The sequence below is a fragment of the Caballeronia sp. LZ035 genome, from assembly GCF_031451175.1.
In the GTDB taxonomy this organism is placed as follows: domain Bacteria; phylum Pseudomonadota; class Gammaproteobacteria; order Burkholderiales; family Burkholderiaceae; genus Caballeronia.
The window spans coordinates 965,825-986,895 of sequence record NZ_JARUXS010000004.1; the positions used below are offsets into that span (position 1 = coordinate 965,825).

The 21,071-nt window shown below is 61.8% G+C and carries 21 protein-coding genes; 17 read left to right on the plus strand and 4 right to left on the minus strand.

The window, feature by feature from the left end; all coding sequences use genetic code 11:
• The first annotated feature begins 232 nt into the window (after positions 1-232).
• The 10 genes from QCE88_RS34840 (at position 233) to QCE88_RS34885 (ending at position 12,871) form a co-directional block, all read left to right on the plus strand.
• Positions 233-784, plus strand: a complete 552-nt coding sequence (locus QCE88_RS34840; RefSeq protein ID WP_309837796.1) for a fimbrial protein — start codon at positions 233-235, stop codon at positions 782-784.
• 111 nt (positions 785-895) lie between these two features.
• Positions 896-1,636, plus strand: a complete 741-nt coding sequence (locus QCE88_RS34845; RefSeq protein WP_309910029.1) for a fimbria/pilus periplasmic chaperone — start codon at positions 896-898, stop codon at positions 1,634-1,636.
• 209 nt (positions 1,637-1,845) lie between these two features.
• The gene (locus QCE88_RS34850) at positions 1,846-4,404 is read left to right on the plus strand and encodes a fimbria/pilus outer membrane usher protein (RefSeq protein ID WP_309910030.1); all 2,559 of its coding nucleotides are present in this window, start codon (positions 1,846-1,848) and stop codon (positions 4,402-4,404) included.
• Between the two features lie 34 nt (positions 4,405-4,438).
• Positions 4,439-5,551 carry a fimbrial protein gene (locus tag QCE88_RS34855; protein WP_309910032.1) on the plus strand — a complete coding sequence of 371 codons (1,113 nt, stop codon included), beginning with the start codon at positions 4,439-4,441 and terminating at the stop codon, positions 5,549-5,551.
• Positions 5,552-5,627: 76 nt separating this feature from the next.
• On the plus strand, positions 5,628-6,140 hold the full coding sequence (locus tag QCE88_RS34860) for a fimbrial protein (protein WP_309910034.1): 513 nt from the start codon (positions 5,628-5,630) through the stop codon (positions 6,138-6,140).
• A 134-nt stretch (positions 6,141-6,274) separates the two neighbouring features.
• Positions 6,275-6,484, plus strand: coding sequence for a hypothetical protein (locus QCE88_RS34865; protein WP_309910037.1), 210 nt, complete (start codon positions 6,275-6,277; stop codon positions 6,482-6,484).
• A 1,332-nt stretch (positions 6,485-7,816) separates the two neighbouring features.
• On the plus strand, positions 7,817-8,650 hold the full coding sequence (locus QCE88_RS34870; protein ID WP_309910038.1) for a hypothetical protein: 834 nt from the start codon (positions 7,817-7,819) through the stop codon (positions 8,648-8,650).
• Between the two features lie 63 nt (positions 8,651-8,713).
• Positions 8,714-9,946, plus strand: coding sequence for an HlyD family efflux transporter periplasmic adaptor subunit (locus tag QCE88_RS34875; RefSeq protein WP_309910040.1), 1,233 nt, complete (start codon positions 8,714-8,716; stop codon positions 9,944-9,946).
• Positions 9,947-9,948: 2 nt separating this feature from the next.
• Positions 9,949-11,979 (plus strand): cysteine peptidase family C39 domain-containing protein, encoded by a 2,031-nt coding sequence (locus QCE88_RS34880; protein WP_309910041.1) that lies wholly within the window; start codon positions 9,949-9,951, stop codon positions 11,977-11,979.
• The gene (locus QCE88_RS34885; protein ID WP_309910043.1) at positions 11,906-12,871 is read left to right on the plus strand and encodes a TolC family protein; all 966 of its coding nucleotides are present in this window, start codon (positions 11,906-11,908) and stop codon (positions 12,869-12,871) included. The genes QCE88_RS34880 and QCE88_RS34885 overlap by 74 nt, the downstream gene beginning before the upstream one ends.
• Positions 12,872-12,878: 7 nt before the next feature.
• On the opposite strand, the gene QCE88_RS34890 is transcribed toward QCE88_RS34885, so the two are convergent.
• Positions 12,879-13,460: a TetR/AcrR family transcriptional regulator gene (locus QCE88_RS34890; RefSeq protein WP_309910044.1), complete on the minus strand. Its 582-nt coding sequence runs from the start codon at positions 13,458-13,460 to the stop codon at positions 12,879-12,881.
• Between the two features lie 121 nt (positions 13,461-13,581).
• Here QCE88_RS34890 and QCE88_RS34895 point away from each other — a divergent pair, with 121 nt between their 5' ends.
• Positions 13,582-14,049, plus strand: a complete 468-nt coding sequence (locus tag QCE88_RS34895) for a nuclear transport factor 2 family protein (RefSeq protein ID WP_309910045.1) — start codon at positions 13,582-13,584, stop codon at positions 14,047-14,049.
• 8 nt (positions 14,050-14,057) lie between these two features.
• Here QCE88_RS34895 and QCE88_RS34900 read toward each other — a convergent pair whose 3' ends face one another.
• A complete protein-coding gene (locus QCE88_RS34900) occupies positions 14,058-15,080 on the minus strand; it encodes a transporter (RefSeq protein ID WP_309910047.1) in 1,023 nt (340 codons plus the stop codon).
• Between the two features lie 270 nt (positions 15,081-15,350).
• Between QCE88_RS34900 and QCE88_RS34905 the strand changes: the two genes are divergently transcribed.
• From QCE88_RS34905 to QCE88_RS34915, 3 genes are all read left to right on the plus strand, one after another.
• On the plus strand, positions 15,351-15,719 hold the full coding sequence (locus tag QCE88_RS34905; protein WP_309910048.1) for a hypothetical protein: 369 nt from the start codon (positions 15,351-15,353) through the stop codon (positions 15,717-15,719).
• A 66-nt stretch (positions 15,720-15,785) separates the two neighbouring features.
• A complete protein-coding gene (locus tag QCE88_RS34910; RefSeq protein ID WP_309910049.1) occupies positions 15,786-16,220 on the plus strand; it encodes a response regulator in 435 nt (144 codons plus the stop codon).
• Between the two features lie 320 nt (positions 16,221-16,540).
• Entirely contained in the window at positions 16,541-16,819 is a 279-nt protein-coding gene (locus QCE88_RS34915) for a hypothetical protein (RefSeq protein ID WP_309910050.1), read from the plus strand.
• Positions 16,820-16,949: 130 nt separating this feature from the next.
• Here the strand turns inward: QCE88_RS34915 and QCE88_RS34920 are convergent, their stop codons facing one another.
• The gene (locus QCE88_RS34920) at positions 16,950-17,909 is read right to left on the minus strand and encodes a chemotaxis protein (RefSeq protein WP_309910051.1); all 960 of its coding nucleotides are present in this window, start codon (positions 17,907-17,909) and stop codon (positions 16,950-16,952) included.
• Positions 17,910-18,252: 343 nt separating this feature from the next.
• Here QCE88_RS34920 and QCE88_RS34925 point away from each other — a divergent pair, with 343 nt between their 5' ends.
• From QCE88_RS34925 to QCE88_RS34935, 3 genes are all read left to right on the plus strand, one after another.
• A complete protein-coding gene (locus QCE88_RS34925) occupies positions 18,253-18,693 on the plus strand; it encodes a CBS domain-containing protein (RefSeq protein WP_309910053.1) in 441 nt (146 codons plus the stop codon).
• Positions 18,694-18,824: 131 nt separating this feature from the next.
• A complete protein-coding gene (locus QCE88_RS34930; protein WP_309910055.1) occupies positions 18,825-19,829 on the plus strand; it encodes a diacylglycerol kinase family protein in 1,005 nt (334 codons plus the stop codon).
• Positions 19,826-20,680: a metallophosphoesterase family protein gene (locus QCE88_RS34935; protein ID WP_309910056.1), complete on the plus strand. Its 855-nt coding sequence runs from the start codon at positions 19,826-19,828 to the stop codon at positions 20,678-20,680. Before QCE88_RS34930 ends, QCE88_RS34935 begins: the two co-directional genes overlap by 4 nt.
• Here QCE88_RS34935 and QCE88_RS34940 read toward each other — a convergent pair.
• Entirely contained in the window at positions 20,664-21,059 is a 396-nt protein-coding gene (locus QCE88_RS34940) for a DNA-binding protein (protein ID WP_309910057.1), read from the minus strand. The genes QCE88_RS34935 and QCE88_RS34940 overlap by 17 nt on opposite strands.
• Between the last annotated feature and the right edge of the window lie 12 nt (positions 21,060-21,071).

The following is a 21,071-nucleotide window of genomic DNA, read 5'->3' on the forward strand; positions in this document are numbered from 1 at the left end:
GAAAGATCGTGTAACAAAAGTCGATGGGATATTGCATCATTCTTTCTGCGTTTCGTGCTTCCGTATTCGTTACTTGGTCATCCGAATCAATCTAGGATGAATCTGGGGCGAGTGGCATTGAAACCGCAACCCCGGGGTTAAGGTGTGGGTAATGATAGATCACTACCTGGTCTATTAGAAAACGACGACACTGGAAACACCAGATGTTAATAATCGATTGGAGTTATACGAAATGAAGAAGATTGCTGTCTCGGCGCTTGTCGCTGGTATTTTGGGTACGGTCGCCGCAGGCGCATATGCCGATGCAGGCACGATCCAGTTCAACGGTGAACTGATTGCCGGAACGTGCGACACCGATGTCAACGGCGGCGGCTCGGCCGACGGCACGGTTGCGCTGCCGAAGGTTCAGACGCGCGACCTGACGGGCGCTGCCGGCAAGATCACCGCCGGCGACACCAGCTACAAGATCGCACTGAAGAACTGCACGCCGGTGTCGGGTCACTCCAAGGCGGCGGTGTTCTATCAGGCAGGCGCAACGGTCGACCCGGTCGACGGTCGCCTGATCGTTCAGCCGGGCGGTGCAGAAAACGTCAAGCTCGAACTGTTGAACCAGGACGGCACGCAGATCAAGGTGGGTTACGCAAGCGACCTGCAGAACTCGAAGCCGGTGGACATTTCCTCGGGCACGGCCACGCTGTACTACATCGCACGCTACTACGCCACGGGCCAGACCAAGGCAGGCGCGGCTAACTCGTCCGTCGTGTACAGCATCGACTATCAGTAAATTGAATCTCCTGAAGACGGACTCGGCTATCTGAGGGTTCGCTGAAAGGCGGGCGGGCTTGTCTGCCCGCCTGTTTGTAATCAGCTTGAGGTTAGGTGTTGCATCGTCACCATGAAACTGGCAAAGAAACTGGCAAGGATCGCGACTTCATTCGTCGTGGTGTGGGGATTTTCTGTCTGCGCGCATGCTTCGGTGGTTATCGCCGGTACGCGGGTGGTTTATAACCAGAGCGAATCGGAAGTTACGGTCAAGCTCACGAACAATGGCAAGGTTCCAGGCCTCGTGAAGGTCTGGCTGGACAAGGGCGATCCAGATGCCAGGCCAGATACGATTGAAGTGCCGTTCACCATCACGCCTCCGCTGATGCGGATCGACCCCACCAAGTCGCAGACCTTGCGCATCATGTTTGCCGGTGAGCCATTACCTGCAAATAAAGAGTCGATCTTTTATTTGAATGTTCTGGAAGTTCCGCCCAAAGCTACCGGCGAGACAGCCTCGGCGAATCAGTTGCAGCTGGCTTTCCGTACGCGCATCAAGTTCTTTTACCGTCCTTCCACCCTTCAGAAGCAATCTGTCGATGCTGCGGGACAGGTCGTGTGGCATCTGAAGCAGGACCACGGCAAGGCGATGATCGAGGCGTCGAATCCCACGGAGTATCACGTTTCGTTCGACAGCGTCACGTACTCAGACGGCACGCGTACTGCCTCTTTCATTGATGGCGGCATGGTTGCGCCCGGCGAGACGAAGGACTTTCCGCTAAAGGGTGAGGTGCCAAGTTCCGGCAAGGTTGCCTGGACAGTCATCAACGATTACGGCGGCCCTCAGCATGGCGAATCGCGCCTGGCCCCCTGAGCGTTTCACTCAACAGTTTTCTCCATTGACTTCCCGGCGCGAGGTTGGGCGCCGGGGCGGTCTTTCACGTCTTGATCCGTAGCAAAGCGTAGCGTGCTGGAACGAAGGCATGCGCGGATTTTCGGCCAGCCTTTTGTTCGACGTACCTACCCATGATGCAATTCGGAAGAACTCAAATGTTCGGTCTGTCGAGACGACCGATCAGCGTTGTGACGCTGCAAGCAATTGCCGCAATGGGTGTCAGCGCCCAGGCGCTGGCGGATGAATCGACGAAACTCTCGCAGGTCGAATTCAATGACCAGTTTCTCGATTCAGGCAGCGGCGAGAAAGTCGATATTTCGCGGTTCAACAAGGGCCAGCAAGTCCTTCCGGGTACGTACCGGGCCGAGACTTTCGTGAACGATATGTGGCGCGGAAAGTTCGATGTCGACATCCGCGAGACCACGTCGGGTTCGGGTGAAGTCCGGCCGTGCTTCAACAGCGATCTGCTGGAGCGGATCGGTGTGGATCTCCGGAAGCTCTCGCCCGAGACGGCGGCGAAACTCGCTGCGGCGGAGGGCGGCGCCGAGGGTGCGGCCGGAAAGGCCGCGTGTTTCGCGCTGTCGGACCTGATTCCAAGCGCGTTCGCCTCGTTCGACGGCGGTGAGCAGCGACTGGACGTCAGCATTCCGCAGATCGTGATGTTCAGCCGTGCGCGCGGCTACGTGGACCCGAAGTACTGGGACGAAGGCATTCCCGCAGCCACGCTCCAGTACAACGCAAACGCGTATCACAGCACGGCCGGCGGCTTCACGAACGACTCACAATATCTCGGCGTGACGGGCGGCCTGAACGCGGGGCCGTGGCGCTTCCGCTACCAGGGCAACCTGAACACCTCCAACTCGGCCGGCACCCATTATCAGACGGTGCAGACCTACGCGCAGCGCGGATTCAGCGACATCAAGAGCCAGCTCTCGCTCGGCGACACCTTCACGGACGGCGCCCTGTTCGACAGCTACGGCGTGCGCGGTGTCACGCTGGGAACCGACGACCGCATGTACCCCGAGTCGCAACGAGGCTATGCGCCGATCGTGCGCGGCATCGCGAACAGCAATGCGCGCGTGCAGGTGCGGCAGGGCGGCAACATCATCTACGAAACCACGGTCGCGCCCGGCGCGTTCGAGCTGAACGATCTGTACCCCACGGGTTACGGCGGCAACCTCGATGTGATCGTGACCGAGGCCGACGGGACCCAGCACACGTCCACCGTGCCGTACGCAGCGGCGGTCAATGCATTGCGGCCGGGGATCACGCGTTACAGCGCCACCATCGGGCAATATCGCGATGCATCGCTGAACATTCATCCGTTCGTCTCGCAGGTCACGGTGCAGCATGGCCTCAGCAACCTGCTGACGCTGTATGGCGGCTTCACGGGCGCCGACCAATACTTCGCGGGCATGATGGGCGCGGCGATCAATACGAAGATCGGCGCCTTCGGGTTCGATGCGACTCACGCGACCGCGAGTTTCAAGCGTGTCGGCACGCACAACGGCATGAGCTTCCGGCTGAGCTACAGCCAGCTGCTCCAGCCGACCAATACGAATATCGCGATCGCGGCCTACCGCTATTCGACCAACGGCTTCTACAGCCTGTCGGATGCGATGGTCATGCGGCAGTTGTACGAAACCGGCGATCCCGAGCAGATGACGGCGCGGCAGAAGTCGCGCATGCAGTTCACGGTCAACCAGGCCCTGGGACCCAATGGCCGGTACGGCTCGGCCTATGCCATCGGCTCCATTGCCAATTACTGGAATCGTTCGGGGCAGGATACGCAGCTTCAGGTGGGCTATTCGAACAGCTGGAAGCGGATCACCTATGGCGCATCGTTCGTGCGGCAATTCGTCGTCAACACGAACAAGTGGGACAACCGCGTGATGTTCAACGTGATGATTCCGCTGGGCCTGGGCGCGCGCGCGCCGGTCTCGTCGAGCAACTTCCAGTATGACTCGGCGGATCGTACCTACAGCATGCAGGAGTCGATCAACGGAACACTGGGCACGGACAACGCCCTCTCCTACGGCGTCAACGCCAATTACAGCGACGGCGGCAATACCGGCTCGAGCGCCACCTCCGTCGGCGGCAATCTGGGCTACGTGGCGCCGTTCGCGCAGATGACCTTGAACGGCAGCACGGGGCGCAATTATTCGCAAGTCGGAGCGGGCGTGTCGGGCGGCGTGGTGGCCTGGAAGGGGGGCGTCGCGTTCACGCCGAACATGGCGGAAACCATCGGCATCGTCGAGGCCAAGGACGCAGCCGGCGCGCGTGTCGCGAGCGGCGCGGGGCTGCGCGTCGATCCCTGGGGACATGCCGTCGTCGCGGGCATGCAGCCGTACTCGAACAACGATATCGAAATCGACCCGAAGGGCCTGCCGATCAACGTCATGCTGAAGTCGACGGTGCAGCGTTCAGCGCCCACCGCGGGCGCCGTGGTCGCGTTGAAGTTCGACACGGAAGATTCCGGCCGTGCAGCGGTGATGCACGTCACGCAGCCGGATGGCAAGCCGCTGCCGTTCGGTTCGCAAGTGTTCGACGACAAGGGCGACAACGTGGGTGTAGTGGCCCAGGGCAGCCGAATTATTGCGACTGGTCTGAAGATCGACGAGGGCAGGATGCATGTCAAATGGGGCGAGTCGCCGAATCAGACGTGCTCGGTGCGCTATCAACTGCCGCCGACGCAGAAGCACAAGCAGCCAGCTTCACTGGCCATTTCCGATGGCGTCTGCGGATAAGCCTGGCGCGCACCAATTCAACGAAGGACAGAACATGAGAGTGATGGAAAGAGCGGTGCGGGCGTGGATTCGTTGCGTGCTGTGTTGGGTCGGTGTATTGGCGATGGCGCCGGGTCATGTGTGGGCAACTGCGTCCTGCCATTCAAATCCGCCTTCGGCCTACACGCTGAATTTTCCGGCAATGGTGGCAGTGGCGCGGGACCTTCCGAATGGATCGCCGTTGACGGGGTGGGCCGGCTCGCCATACACCACCAATTATTGGACGTGCAATCAATCCGGTGACTGGTACACCGGTACCGACTTCGAAGCGGCGGGCATCATTCCCAGTACGCCTACGTCGTACTCACGCTCTTATAACGGCGTGTCTTTCCCTGTTTATGCGACCAACGTCCCGGGCGTGGGCATGGCCTTGGGCGGAGTGATCTATAACAATGGCCGGGTGCTTGGCCCGTTTGGATTTCCGCAGTTGGGATACCAGTGGAATAAGAACGGCACTGCTGTGAACAATGGCGGTCATTTGATCGGATCGCTGGTCAAGATCGGGAATGTCACTCCCGGAACGGTGAACGGCCAACTCGCGCAGGCGTTTTCGTGGGAGTCCGCAGTCAAGACGCAGCCCCCCGGAAATCTGGATCTTTCCGCCGGCGTCATCAATTTTGGCATGACGCCGGTCGTCATTACGGTTTTGACTTGCCAAACGCCCGATGTCGACGTCGACATGGGTACGCAAACACCCGCCGACTTTCCGGGCGTTGGCGCACCATCGAGCAAGTCCAGATCATTCAACCTGACCTTCATTAATTGTCCAGCGGGTGTGGCGGACAGCACTGACCCAGCGAGCCTCTCCGGACTTATCCATAACGTTCAATACAGAATTGATCCCATCTCGCCGGACCGCCTGGTGTCCGGCTATAGCAATGTCGTGGCACTGGACAACGGACCGTCGCAGGCAAGCGGTGTGGGCATTCAGTTGTACGACAGCACGGGCGCGATTTTTCCGCTGGCGACGTACTTGCCGCTGAATGGTTTCGACGGTACCAAGGCGAACAGTTATAGCCTCTCAATGAGGGCGAATTATTTCCGTACTGGCGCAATCAGTCCGGGTACGGCAAACGCAACACTGTTGATGACCGTGCTGTATCAGTAAGCCGGTCACACAGTGAACATGGGTGTCTGTCGCGGGTGCGGCGGACGAGATTCATATCGAGGAGGTTCAATCAAAAATGCGCAAGACAAGTTCGATCATGGCAGGTGCGATGCTGCTTTGTTCGGCGTCCACATGGGCGGCCGATGCCAAACTCAATTTTACGGGAAAGATCATTCTTCCCACCTGTACGGTGAATCCGGCGTACGTGGATCAGACGATCGATCTGGGAACAGTGAAGATCACTGACTTTACCGGCACCACTCAAAATCCCAAGGCATTTCAAATCAACCTTGAAAGCTGTGTGGCAGGAACCAACGTTTCGATGACGATCAATGGAACGTCTGACACGGTCGCCAGCGTCCTGAAGAACACTGGCGACGCCGGGAAGGTCGGCGTGCAGCTCCTCAAGGCGAATAATGTGGGAGACACCACGGGAAGTGCTATCACACTGGGCAGTGCAACGACGCTCGGCCTTGTGGACGCGACCAACAAGATGACCATCCCGATGGTTGCTCAATTCTACAAACTTGGAACGCTGACGCCTGGGGCAGTGACCGCAACTGCAACGGTGAACTTCACTTACAACTGATCACGCTGCATCGTTTTAGGAAAACGGAGGATTGATCGGCCTCTTGATGTGTCGTTAGACTTAATTGTCACGTGCAAAGGTGCGATGACATCGAGTTTATTGATTTGGATCGAGTGCGGCGCGACCGTCCTTGCATGGGCCAGGCGCTCAAACAACTGAAAATTTTTAAGAAGAGTTATCAAATGGAAAAGATTAACCGTCAGGATTTGGTCACGATGAATGTTGCTGGAGGCGCGAACAGTTCCAGTTCCAGCATCAGTGCATCTTCAACGAATATTACGATTAAAGCCACTATATCGAACGGAAATCCCAAGCAGGGTTCCGTTGCAATCTGGGTGGGTTGAGAGTCAGTAGAGACGCAGGGCGAATTCGTTAATCATAGAAATCAAGACTGATTTTTTAGCGTGTAAAGCCGATTACCGAGTCGTCGAACTGTGAGGCTGGGTTCATGTCCGCATGAACCCAGCTTTTTTTATTTTTGCACCGGAACTCGGCTCGATGATGAAATTGCTGTGTACGCCTCGAAGGCTGCAGAGCGCAGATGGCCCAGCCTGACGTCGCTGGTCACTGCGAGGATCCGGGTGCCAACCAGGCAAGACCCGCGCGTGGCAGAGGGGCGGGATTATTGAAAATCCAATGACGGTAGGTAAATAAGAGTCGGATTAATTTGCGAGTCTATGTCGAGGATTATAAGAGCCGGATTAATACTCCCAAAAATCGATTAACTTCGAAAGAGACATTTTTGTAAATTTAGATTGTTGAACAACCGCAATTCAGTCGAGGTCATATAATCAAATCACCAGCGATAAGGTTTGTTGAGGCAGGCGCAACCTGGATGCGTGTCTTTTATCTCTGGTGCTTACTTTTTAACTGAGGTTTTTAAAATGCAGAAGATTGACCGTAACGCACTTATCAAGTCGCAAATCGCAGGTGGTACGGCGAAGGGCAGCAGCGGCGGTAGCTCGAGCTCCAGCTCGGCTTCGTACTCGACCACGAATATCAAGATTTCGCTGTCGATGTAAGTCAGCAGGGCGCGCCGTAATCCGTTTTCGCGATAAAGGCGCGCTTCAACTTCAGTCTGTCAACGTAATTCGAAGGAGAAACACCATGCAAAAAATCGCACGCAATGAACTGAACCTGTCGGACGTGGCCGGTGGCTGCAACAAGGCCAGCCGCTCGCGCGCCGCGGCAACCAACGTGACGTACGTCACGGTTCGCCTGGGTTAAGTCACGCCCGACACCGCTCGCCGGTGTTGGCTGACTCTGTATCAAGCGCGCACTGCGCCGTTTGCCGGTGAGCAGGGCGCGTTTAACCAAGCATTGCATCGCACTCCAATTGAGGAAATCAAAATGCAAAAGATCGCACGCAAGGAACTGAATGTGTCGAACGTAGCCGGCGGCTGCAAGGCCAGCCAATCGCGCGCCGCGGCAACCAACGTGACGTACGTCACGATCATCGCGAAGAGGTGACACGCTGACCGGCTGCCGCCGGTCGGTAAAGGAAGAAGCTTGTCAAGAGAGCGGACCTGCCGGGGTCCGTTCTCTTTCGAATCGCGTTACGGGGCACCTTCAACATGGCTACGGTTAGCTTTTTGGTTCGACATTCTCTGGCGCGTGTGAAGCTTTCGTTGCGTCGTGCGGTGGTGGGTCGGATTCCCGCGCCCTGGCTTGAACCCGTGGCCAAAGCGGCCTGGACTCTCCACAGCCTGTTCAACTGCGACGTGCTCGCCAGCGGCAGGATTCGCGCGGAGATCGGAAGGGACTTGCTGGGTTTGCCGAAATCGCAGGCAAATCGCGCGAGCGTCGGCGCCCAGCTGGAAAGCTTTGTCGATCAACGTCTTCATTTCGGTCGCCAGCTCAGGAAGCTGGAACTCTGGCCGGACCTGGACGCCATCGCCCGCGAACTGGCGCAACGCGTCGAGACTTTGAAACGCGAAGCGCCTGACAGGCCCGTGTTCCTCTCACCGTTTCACTATGTGTCCCAGTACGCCAATATCGTGTTGGTCGAGCGCGTGGGGCAACTGCTCGGGCTCGAATCCATGGCGGTGGTGTCGGGCGTGCTGCAGAATCAATACGGCGACGATCACGCCCTCATCCCCGGCATCAAGGTGCTGTACACCTACGGCGACGAGCATCGCAACAACCTCGGCGTGCGCGTGGCGCGTTCGCTGAAGCGCGACGGCGTCGCGGTCCTGTTCGCCGACGTGCCGCCCTTCACCATGCATCGTTATCCCATGCAGACGGCCGGCGTCACGATGTTCGGCAAGCATGCACGCATTCACAACGGCATCTTCCGGCTGGGCGAAACCTTCAAGGCGCACATGCTGCCGTTCTACCTGCGTTTTGGCCAAGGCAAATTCAGTCTCCGAAGCTTCCCGCCGCTGGACCTCTCGGTAGCCACGGCGCCGCAGATGCTGGCGGACTACATCGAAACCGCTTTACTCGAAAACTACGAGCAGTGGTTGCCGGCGGGCCATCCGGCCATGTACGCGTTCGCGCCCACTCACTGACGCAGCCGACCATTCAAACACCCCGTCCGCGGCTATCGCCGCGCACAGCAAGCTCAATCCTCCATGCAACCCACCGATCTTCCTCACTTCAGGGACGTGCCCTGGCGCTGGATTGCGTATGCCGCGTCGGCCTTCACGATCGTCGCGGTGACGTTTTCGTTCCTGCATCAGATTGAACTCAAGCAGGACGTGTCGGGCGAAATCATGTCGCCTTCCGAAGTCAAGATTCAAGGCTTGTCGGGGCTCGTGTCCTCCATCTATGTGCATCCGTCGCAAGAGGTGGTGCCGGGCACGCCGTTGTTCCGCCTGCAACGCGACTTCTCGCTGAGCACGGACGGCCTGCGCCGCCAGGTCTTCGACCAGCAGATGCGCGAGGCGCAGATCGCCGCCATCGACGCCCAGTACAGCGAACGCCGCGCGCAGTTGAACGCGCAGCGTGCGTCATCGCGGACCACGGAGGCGAGCCGCCGGGCGGAGCTGGCCGCGCTCGATGCACAGATCGCCCAGACCAGCCAGCTGGTCGGCGAGTATCAGCAGCGTCTGACGCGGCTGAATTCGGTGGCGGAGTACGTGACCGCCGACAAGGTCGAGCAAGCTCGCGCCGACGTGCATCAGGGCAAGGCGAGCGTGTCGCAGATCGTGGCGCGGCGTCAGCAGCTGAATGGCGAAATCAGCGCCGCACGGAGCGCGCAGACCGATCTCGCCGCGCAACTGGGCGAACTCGATGCGCGTCGCGCACGCGATATCCAGGACGTCCAGGCCCGCTACGAGCAGCAGCGCCAGGACGCCACGGTGTCCGCGCCCAAGGGCGGCGTCGTGACGTTCTCGGGACTGGTGGCGGGACGCATGTTGTCGACCAGCGACGTCGCGCTGGTCATCGCGACCAAGGAGGGCGGGCCGCTGCGTGTCGCGCTGAGCATTCCGTCGCGACGTCGCGGCTTCGTGCGCGAAGGCCAGCTCGTGCGGCTCAAGTTCGATGCCTTTCCCTACGCCAAGTTCGGCACCTACGAGGCGCGCATCGATTCCATTTCGGGAACCACCGTGCTGCCCGCGAGCCCACCCAGCAATCAGGGCACGCCGGGCACGCCGGACCCGGAACAGACCGCCGGCTCGAAAGGCTCGGACAGCGAAGGTGACTATCTCGCGTGGGCCACGCTGCGCGGCAATACCTTCGACTTCGAAGGACAACATCTCGCGATTCTTCCGGGCATGCGCGCGACCGCGAGCATCGTGGTGGAGCGCAGAAGCATTGCCGAATGGGTATTGGCACCGCTGTTTCGAATGTTGAGGGGATAAACGTGCGAGTGATCTATCAGAATGAAGTGGCCGAATGCGGATATGCGTGTCTGTCGATGGTGCTGTCGCATCTCGGCCGTGCGACGGAAGTGCGCGAGCTGTCGGCCTACAAGCCCATCTCCGCGAACGGCCTGAACTTGATGGACCTGTATGACGTCGCCGTGGACTTCGGGCTGGCGGTGCAGGCGTATCGCTTCGACCCGTCGCATCTTTCCGAAGTCAAGAAGGGTTCGATCCTGCACTTCGGCGGCGCGCATTTTGTCGTGTTCGAGAAGGCGAGCCGAGGCTATATCAGCATCCTCGATCCCGCCACCGGCCGCCGGCGTGTGTCGATGGATACGTTCCGTTCAGCGATTTCCGGCTTCCTGCTCGAGTTTTCGCCGACGCCCGAGATGCCGCGCATCCGCGCGAAGTCGCGCGTGCCGGCGGCGCTGAAGCGCGTGCGCGCCTTCAGTCCGCAACTGAAGCGACAGATTGGCAAGGTGCTGTTCGTCGCGCTCGGCAGCCAGTTCGCCATTCTGTCGATGCCGTACTTCGGCAATCTCACGCTGGACTACGTCGTTGCGGCGGACAATCGCAACCTGCTGAACGTGCTCATCATGAGCTTCGCCAGCATCTTCCTGCTGGGTGCGCTGAGCGAGTACGTGCAGAAGTATCTGACCGAACTGCTCTACACCCTCACGCAGATCAACTCGACGGAAGGCGTCGTGCGCCATCTGCTGCGCAATCCGATGTCGTGGTTCGAGAAGCGCCACGTCGGCGATGTCTTCGCCCGCGTGAAGGCACAGGATGAAATCAGCGCGTACGCCACGCGTTCGGCCATTACGCTGCACATCGATCTGGCGGTCGGCGTGCTGGCGCTCGTGTTGATGCTGATCCAGAGCGCGCAGCTTACGTTCATCGCGCTGGCGGTGTTCGCGCTTTACGTGCTCATCGCGCTGAGCATGTTCCCGGCGATGCGCGACACGCATGCGCTCGTGCTTGAAACCTCCGCGCGTTGCGACGACTCGCTGATTGAAACCATTCGCGCCGCTTCGCTGCTCAAGCTGGCCCAGGGCGAGACGCGCCGCACGGCGATTCACATGACGCTGTTCAAGGCCTATGCCTCGGCGCTGTTGCAGAGCAGCCGCCTGGCCTGCCGGCGCGACGGCTTTCTCAAGCTGGTCAACTATGCGGACACACTCGTCATCACCTGGATGGCGGCGCGGCTCATGCTGGGCGGCAAGATCTCGGTCGGCGTGTTCTACTCGTTCCTGATCTACAAGTCGCTGATGTCGGAGCGGCTCGCGAGTGCCATCGGCGCAATGTTCCAGTACTTCATGCTGAGCGTGCCGACGGCGCGCGTGGACGACATCGTCGAATGCGAGAACGAGCGCTATACGCCGCTGCCGGATACGCAACGCGCCACCGAAGTGCGTCAGTTCGACTGCATCGACGTGCGCGATGTGAGCTTCTGCTACGGCATTTCGGACCAGCCCGTGTTGCGCGATGCGAGTTTCCGGATCAGCAAGGGCGACAAGATCGTCATCACCGGACCGTCCGGCAGCGGCAAGTCCACGCTGTTCAAGCTGTTGTCGGCGGCCGAGCCGTTGCAGCAGGGGCAGATGGCGTTGAACGGCATTGCGTGGCCGAATCTCGCCGTCGATGAAATCCGGCGGCATCAGGCGCACATGCGGCAGGGCGACATCATCCTGCATGGTTCCATCGCCGACAACATCACGCTGTTCGCGGGCCAACCGGACGAGGACCGCGTCCACGCCATCCTCGACGACGTCGGTCTGCTGCCGGACGTCATGCGGCTGCCGATGCGCACGCGCACCGTCATCAGCGACACCATTGCGAACATCTCCGCGGGGCAGCGTCAGCGTCTGCTGCTGGCGCGGGCGCTGTATCAGCCTGTTCGACTGGAGCAAGTGGACGGCCTACCGGCAGGCGGATTACATCGTTGCGCAAGGCGCCGTGGATCTGGCCGCGGCGCAGCAGAAGTCCATTCTTCGCGCCGTGCGCGCCTACTTCGACGAACTCGGCGCTGAAGACGAAGTGAAGCGCTCGGGCGAGTATCTGAAGGCCATCGAGACGCAGCGCGAGCAGGTGCGCCGCAAGCGCGCGGCAGGCGAGGCGACGTTGATTGACGAACGCGAAATCGACGCCGCGCGCGAACAGGCGCAATTGCAGGCGTCGGACGCGCAAGAGGAACTCGGCGCCAAGCGGCGCGCCGTGCAGCAGGCGACGGGGCAGCCTTTCGCGGCGCTGGCGCCGCTGCCGGCCGACATGACCCCGCCGGGTCTGACAGACGGTCAGGAGGCCTGGGCCGAGCAGGCGAAGACGAGCGCGTATGAAGTGCAGTCGAAGGAACTGGGCTGGAAGATCGCGCAGTTCGATTCCGCGAAGGCGCGCGCGGCCAGGTATCCGGTAGTCAGCGTGACGGGCAGCTATACGCCAGCAGGCGCGGCGGGCGGCTATTCGCGTCCGACCACGACCACTGTCGGCATGTTGCAGGTGCAGGTTCCGCTGTTCTCGGGCGGCGAGATCCAGGCGCGGGTGAAGCAGTCGCTCGCGCAGCAGGACAAGGCGGAGCAGAGCTTCAACGCGGCGTCCGTGCAGGCCGAAGCCGCCGCGCGCGACGATCACGCGCGTTATGTGCGTGAACGCATTCGCAGCGATTCGCTGACGCATCTCGTCGCGACGGCGAACGACTCGCTGCAGGCGACGACCGTCGGCTTCAAGGTGGGCAGCCGCGCGAGCAGCGACGTCCTGCGCGCCATCGATACGCTCTATACCGCGAAGCGCGACCTGTTGCGTTCGCGTTATGAAGCGCTGATCGCGTTCCTGCGGCTCAAGGCGGACGTGGCGACGCTGAGCATGGAAGACATCGATTCGATGAACGCGCTGCTTGGCGGCGCGCCTGACGTGTCTTCCCGTTGAGCCTGCTCTAATCGGCGCTGGCGCTCCGTTTCACCGCGCGCACCAGACGCGCGAGCGCCTTCAATGCATCCGCCGGCGAGTCAGCGAACTGCGCGCTGACAATGGCGCCGTCCACGGCCAAGGCGAGCGCCTGCGCGTCTGCTTTGGCCGTGCGGGTGGCCGGCAGAAGTGCGCGAATGGCCGACGTCATGTCGCGCTTGTGCCGTCTTGCGATCTCCACCGCCTGCGGCAGCGTGCCGCCGATTTCCACCACCGAGTTGATGAACGCGCAGCCGCGATAACTCTCGGCGCCGAACCATTCCGCCAGCGCCGGCACCAGCGCCGACAGCGTGCCGCCGTGCCGTTGCAAGGCGTCGTTGAACCAGGTCATCCAGTTGTCATGCCGAAACTCGAGGAAGGCGACAATCAGATCGTCCTTGCTCGGAAAGTAGCGATAGAACGTCTTCTTCGCGACACCCGACTCGGCGATCACGCGGTCGATGCCCGTGGCGCGAATGCCGTCGCGATAGAACAGATCATGCGCGGTCTGGAGAATGCGCGCATCGGGCGTGAGTTCCGGGAACTCGATCAGGGAAGCTGCCGTATTCATGCAGGCGATTGTAGACAGGTTCGTCTACCTGCGCTAGAGTGCGTCGGAGTAGACAGACTTGTCTACCAAGGAACGATCGTTCCGGACATCTGCCGTCATTCCGTTCACAGGAGGAATCGTCATGGAAAGCAAGCCGCCGTTCCCGCCGTTCGATGAAGAATCGGCCCGATTGAAGGTGCGTCTCGCGGAAGATGCATGGAACACGCGCGAACCAGAGCGTGTGTCGCTCGCCTACAGCACGGATACACGCTGGCGCAATCGCGCCGAATTCGCGAACGGACGTGAGGAAGTCGTGGCGTTCCTGCGCCGCAAATGGGCGCGCGAACTGGACTACCGCCTGATCAAGGAGCTGTGGGCATACACGGGCAATCGCATTGCGGTGCGCTTTGCGTATGAATGGCACGACGATGCCAACAACTGGTATCGCAGCTTCGGCAACGAGAACTGGGAATTCAACGAGCAGGGGCTGATGACGCATCGGCATGCGTCGATCAACGACCTGCCCATCAAGGAAGCGGACCGGAAGTATCACTGGCCGCTTGGCCGCCGTCCCGACGAGCATGCAAGCCTGAGCGACCTGGGCTTCTGACGCGGCGCTCAGCCATTGCGACGGCGCCGGAACGCCCACCATCCCGCCAGCGCCGTGAAACTCGCGACGATCACCACGAGCAGCCAGAACCCGTGGTGATTCTCCGCGAGCGGAATGCCGCCGACATTCATGCCGAAGAAGCCCGCGACGATATTGATCGGCAATGCCAGCACGGTCACGAGCGTCAGCGTGAACAGGGTGCGATTGGTCTGTTCGTCCATGCGCGTGCCCACTTCTTCTTGCAGCAGCTTGATGCGTTCGACGAGACCCGCGAGGTCGTTGAGCACGAGCGAGAACTCTTCGGTGGCGTCGCGCAGGTCCTGAATGTCCTGGGCATGCAGCCAGCGCGGCGGCCGGGCAAGCAGCCGGAACACCGAGCCGGGTTCGGGCGCGAGCAGGCGTTGCAGCCTGACCAGCACCCGGCGCAGGCCGCCCAGGTCGGTGCGCATCTCGGTGCCGCGCATCGACAGGAAGCGGTCTTCCAGGCCATCGACCTCGACGCTCGTGCGCCGGACGATCTGCACGAGCAAGTCGGCCTGATCGCGCAGCAGATGCGCCAGCACTTCGGCCGGCGAACGAAACACCTCGCCGCGCCTGACCGATTCGCGCAACGAGTCGACCGATCGCAACGGCTTGAGACGCGCGGTCACGATCAGCTTCTGGTGCGTATAGACCCACAATGTGGCGATCTCGGCAGGCGTCAGTTCGAAGTTGAACATCACGTCGTTGATGAGCGCGAACAGCGCGCCCTCGTGATGCTCGAGGCGCGTCGAGTGCGAGCCTTCGTGCAGCGTGTCGAAGAACGCGTCCGGCAAGTCGAGCCGGCCACGCATCCAGCGTTCGCACGCACTGTTCGCCAGATCGAAATGCAGCCAGACGAATTCCTTGGCCGTGTCGTCGCGGGCGAGCCATTCGCTCGCGGCCTCTGCATCGATCGGTTCGCCCGGCTGATCGACGTGGAATCGAAAGCCGCAGACGAGGCCGGAGAAATCGGAGCCGTAAGGCGGTCTTTGCAGGGTAGCGGGATTCATGCGGGATTCGGTTGCGGTTCTGGTGCGATCTGCGCGTCTGCGACAGACGCCGCGTCGGACGCGACGCGCTAGTGTGCCATCGGTCGCGCCCCGAAATGTGATCGTAACGCGTGACGACCGCGAAACGTGGGCGGCGAGTGCATCGGCGGGTGCAATTATGAATGTCATATTGGCGGCGTATGATCGCGGCACCGGAGACGGGCGCTCATGCGGCGTCCGCATCGGGCCGGCCGCGCACCGGGCGCCGCGCGCCAACTTGGGGAGAAGGCTTTGGAAGACCATGACGATCTGGACGGTGCGACTCAGACCACCGCCGGAGGACTCATCCGGCTGGCATCGGTCATCGGGACGCTGACGCGGGAAAGCGCGATCGATACGCGCTTTGGCGCAAAACTCCTCAAGCGTCTGGACAAGGAGGCGCGCCGCGTGGCACAGAGCGGCGCGATGCTGGACGACGCCGAGCAGGCGGCGCTACTCGGCGCACTCGGTGAACTGGATCTCGTGTTGCGCCAGCGCGACGCCGCTTCGCTGGTCGAAGCCAATGCCCGCCTGCGCGACACCGAAGCCGCGACGGGCAAGAAGCGGAAGGGCAAGAAGGACGATCAAGCCGCCTCGTCCGCCAACGACGACACCGACTGAACCCAGTCGGAAGAGGCGGGATCGATTCGTGCTGCACTGCGGGCATCTGTATCCGTCGGTTGCCCCATGTCCGTTTCCCTGCATTCCCCTCATTGCGCGCTGTGGTCGCGCCGTAATGTCGACGTGAATCGCGACCAGTGGCGCATCCTGGTCGTCGACGACAACGCATTCAGCGCCGAGGCGCTTGCCGCCGCACTGATTTCGGACGGTTTCGACACGCGTTTCGCGCTCTCGGGCGTGGATGCGCTGCACGCCGTCGATCATTGGGTGCCGCACGTCGTCATTCTCGACATCACCATGCCCGAACACGATGGCTACGCGACTGCGCGGGTGCTGCGCCGTATCGCTCACACGCGCGACGCAGTGATCATCGCGTTCACCGCACTCGGCGAAGAAAGCGTGCGGCCGCAAGGGTTGCCCGCGGGTTTCGACGGTTATTGCCAGAAGGGCAACCCGCCCGGCGCGCTGGTTCATCTGATCGAGCGTCTCGTCGTTCACTGATAACGTCGAAAATCGAGCGCACCGACTCTTTAAGCGCACGCTCGTGCGCTAAATATTGTTCCGTCCCCGCTGAATGAAACGCGGCGTCGCGGAACCTTGCCTCCAGCCACAATCCCTTACCCAGCAACGCATTTCACGATTTCAGCACGATTGTGCGGCCAGCGATTGTTGGCGATGGATGAATACTGTATTGAAACTAATGGGGATAAAAAAGCGATAGTAGGGGTATACACTGCATTCCATCGACGTAGCAGACAGTTTCTCGCAAGACCGCTGCGGCGCTTTCTGATTGAACGTCAACCGTCTTTGGAGCTCACACCATGAAACGCAATCTTCTCGCTACCCTGCTTATCGCTGTTTCCGCCGCTGTCGCCGCCCCCGCTTTTGCAAGCGGCTACGGTCCGGCTCCGTTCTACCGTCCGGCTGTCGGCGCGCCCACTTCGCAACAAGGTCCGAGCGCACAAGCCATCGCCGCTCAGGAAAACGCCAACGGCGTGAACACGACCGCTTTCGGCGGCTCGCGTGACTCGCTGGCTCAATCGGGCAATCGCGCCCAATCGAGCAACAACAACGCGCAATCGGTTTTCTTCGGTCACTGATCGAACCGGTCAAGCCTGGCGTATCGGCCAGGTTGACCGTCTGAAGGCATTTCGGCGCCCGGTGGTGCAGACTCACGAGGTCTGCATCACCGGGCGCCGAACGTTTTGGAGAACGCTTTTTAGGTCAGGGTCACGCGGCCCGGGCGAGGGCGCTGCGCATCACGGTGGCCAGTTCCGAGGGCTCGAATTTCGACACGTACGCATTCGCGCCGACCTTGCGCACATGCTGTTCGTTCGCCGAACCGGACAGCGACGAATGAATCACCACCGGAATGTGCATCAGGCCGCTCTCGGCCTTGATGCGGCGCGTGAGCGTGAAGCCGTCCATTTCCGGCATTTCGAGATCGGTGAGCACGAGAGCGATGTGATCCGCGACTTCGGTGCCGTCCTTCTGCGCTTTCTTCAGCGCCGCTTCCAGCACGTTCCACGCTTCCTGGCCGGTCTTGGTCATGACGAAGGGCACGCCCATCGCGGTCAGGCTTTGCTCGATCAGCGCGCGCGCCACGCCTGAATCGTCGGCGGCGAGCACGCGTGCGCCCGGCCTCAGTTGCAGGCGGCCAGTGCTGGCTTCGGTGATGTCGGCGGTCTGCCCTGGCATCACCTCGCGCACGATGCGCTCGACATCGAGCACCTGCGCGAGCCGCGAGCCGTCGACGTTGCCGTCCAGCCGCGCGAAGCTCGTCACCGCGGTGCCGCCCGAGTGCGATTCCGCCGACAGCACCTGATTCCATTCGAGCCGCACGATATCGTCGACTTCCTCGACGGCGAAGCCTTGCGTCGTGCGCGCGAATTCGGTGACCAGCAGGATTTTCGGACCGTTCTTGGGACGGCAACCGGTGATGCGCGCGAGATCGATCACCGGAATGATCTGGCCGCGGATATCGGCGACGCCCAGAATCTCCTGGTTCGATCCGGCGACAGCCGTGATCGATGGCATCGCGAGAATCTCGCGCACCTTGAACACGTTGATGCCGTACAGCTCGCGCTGCTCCGAGCCCGGCGCCTCGCCGAGCCTGAAAAGGAGCAATTCGAACATGTTGCTGCCTGCGAGCCGCACGCGCTGCTCGATATCCTGTTGTGAAGTGCTCACCTGTTCTCCGTGAGCGGCGCGTTGCGCCGCGTTGCCGTCCTGTATGCCCGCATCTGGCGATGATTTCCGCCGGGTGTCTGAATAGCGGCAGGCATCGCGGAAACTGAAGGAAGGCGCCGCGCGCCATTGCACGATGCAGGCGGCGCGCCGCATCGTTGATCTATACTTTTTGCCGAATGGTCGGGTTAATGCCGATGAGGGCGTCGCGCGCGAGGCTTTAGGCTCTTGAAAGGCGCAAGACAAAACCGTCGCCCAGGCACAGCACCGTTTTCCGCGTACAACAATGCGCACCACGCCGGCACGATGCGCCGGCAGACCGCGCGAAGCCAGTCGGAGGCGCTCGATGGCAACAGTCGCACAGGTTCTGAATTCGAAACCCGACCACACGGTCTTTACGGTTGCCGCCACGGCGTCGGTCTTCGATGCCATCAAGATGATGGCCGACCGGCATATCGGCGCGGTGATCGTCACCGAGGGCGACGAGATCGTCGGCATCATGACCGAGCGCGACTATGCGCGCAAAGTCGTCCTGATGGACCGCGCGTCGAAGCAGACGCCGGTGCGCGACATCATGACGTCGCAGGTGCGCTACGTGCGCCCCGATCAAACTACCGACGACTGCATGGCGCTCATGACCGAGAAGCGCATGCGCCATCTTCCGGTGATCGACGACGGCAAGCTGATCGGCATGATTTCCATCGGCGACCTGGTGAAGAACATCATGGCCGAGCAGCAGTACACCATCCAGCAGCTCGAGTACTACATTCGCGGCGAACACACGTAAGTCGTCGCATCCGGACTGTAAGCCATTCGTTATAATCGGCAAGCCGCCGCGCGCTGTTGCATCAGGCGTGCGGCGGCTTGCCGTGTCCATCGCGCACGGGAATCGCAACGAAACCGCGAGGAGCGCTGCCGATGACCCCCACTGCTGTAGCCCCTGCCTCTGTTACTTCCACCGAATCGGCCATCACGCTCGCCGCCGACGCGCCGTTCTTCATCGTGATGAACGCGGGTTCCGGCCGCAAGCTCGTCGACGAAACGCGCGCCGTGCTGGAACGCGAACTCGGCGCGGCGGGGCGTCGCTTCGAATTGCGCGTCGTCGAGGATCCGCGCCAGCTGGACGCCGTCGCGCGTCAAACGGCCGATGCAGCGCGCGCACAGGACGGCGTGCTGGTCGGCGCGGGCGGCGACGGCACGCTGTGCACCGTCGCGCACGCGGCGCTCGACGCCGGCTGCCCGTTTGCCGTCCTGCCGCGCGGCACCTTCAACTACTTCAGCCGCGATCACGGCATTCCCGCCGACCTCGAATCCTCCACGAAACTGCTGCTCGGCGCGCGCGTCTTTCCCACGCAGACAGGCTTTGCCAACGGGCGGATGTTTCTCGTCAACGCGAGCCTGGGTCTTTATCCGCGCCTGCTCGAAGACCGCGAAACCTACAAGCGCCAGCTCGGCCGCAGTCGGCTGGTGGCGCTGTGGTCGGCGCTCTACACGATGCTCAAGCCGCACCGGCATTTGCGCCTGCATCTCGAACATGAAGGCCGCACGACCGAGTTGCGCTCATCGACGCTCTTCGTCGGCAACAACCGGCTGCAAATGGAGCAGATCGGCATGCCCGACGCCGCGCGTGCGCTGGAACAGGGTTTGCTCGTTGCGCTTGCGCCGCGGCCGGTCGGACGGCTGATGCATTTGTGGCTGTCGCTGCATGGCGCGGCGGGGCGTCTCGCCGACTCGGATCACGTGACGAGCATGACGTTCGAGCGGATCGTGGTCACGCATCCGTCGAAGAAGCGCAAGCTCGTCAAGATCGCCACCGATGGCGAGATCACGCGGCTGCAACTGCCGCTCGAATTCCGCGTGTCCGACCGGCCGTTGCTGCTGCTCAAACCCGAGCCCGAGGTGGCGGAAGCGAATCGTTCATGACCTTGCTGTTGCAGATTTCCGATCCTCATTTCGGCACCGAACGGCTTGCGGTGGTCGCGGCGTTGCTGCGTCTGATCGAGACACTGCCGCCCGATCTCGTGGTCCTGTCGGGCGACATCACGCAGCGCGCACGTCGCAGCCAGTTCGCGGCCGCGCGAGCGTTCGTCGATACGCTCGGCGCCACGCCCGCGCTCGTCGTGCCGGGCAATCACGACATTCCGTTGTTCAATCCGCTTGCGCGGCTCTGTTATCCCTACGCCAACCATCAGCGCGCGTTCGGCGTGGAGCTCGAACCGAGCTTCGAATCGCCGGCGCTGCTGGTGCTCGGCGTCAACACGACGCGTCCCTGGCGACACAAGGACGGCGAAGTGTCGATGGCGCAGATCCGACGCGTCTCGGCACGGCTGGAAGCGGCACAGGCCGAACAGCCGGCGCAGTTGCGCGTGGTGGTCACGCATCAGCCGGTGGCCGTGACGCGCACGCAGGACGAAAAGAACCTGCTGCACGGACGCGAGCGTGCGGTGACGCGCTGGGCGCGCGCGGGCGCGGACCTGATTCTCGGCGGCCATATCCATCTGCCCTATGTCCTGCCGCTGCACGATACGTTCGCCGGCCTGCCGCGGCGCATGTGGGCGGTGCAGGCGGGCACGGCGCTGTCGAGCCGCACGCGCGGCACGATCGACAATTCGGTGAACCTGATCCGTCACGACGCCACCGCAAGCGGTGAGCGCGGGACCACGGTGGAACGCTGGGATTATTCGGAGACGCACGGCGCGTTCGAGATGATCGCGCGGCACGAACTGGCGCTCGACGGCGTGCTGCCGCCGGCCGCGGTCACCCAGCCCGGATGACCAGTTCCGCAAAGCCCGTGTCGGCATCGGGTTCGCGGGTGTAACGCTCGCCGGGCAGATTCGCGACGACGAGCTCAACGGTGGTGCGCACGATGCAGCCCGGCGCGGCATGGCCGCCCAGCACGCGGCCGTCGGCATCGGACACGCTCATGTGCAGGTGCGGACCTTGCGGCGAAAGCGAACCGGCCAGCGTGAGGATTTCCAGATCGCCCTGCAACTCGGCGATGTCGTCGCGGCCCGCATAGCGGATCCGCGCAACGCTCAGACTGCCGATGCCCTGCAGCACGAACGCCGCCGACAGCCCGCGCGACTGAAAAGCGTGATCGAGTGCGGCGCGCAGGTCGCTGCCAGGCGAGAGGCGGAGAGTCAAGGCATGCATGACGGGAAGAGT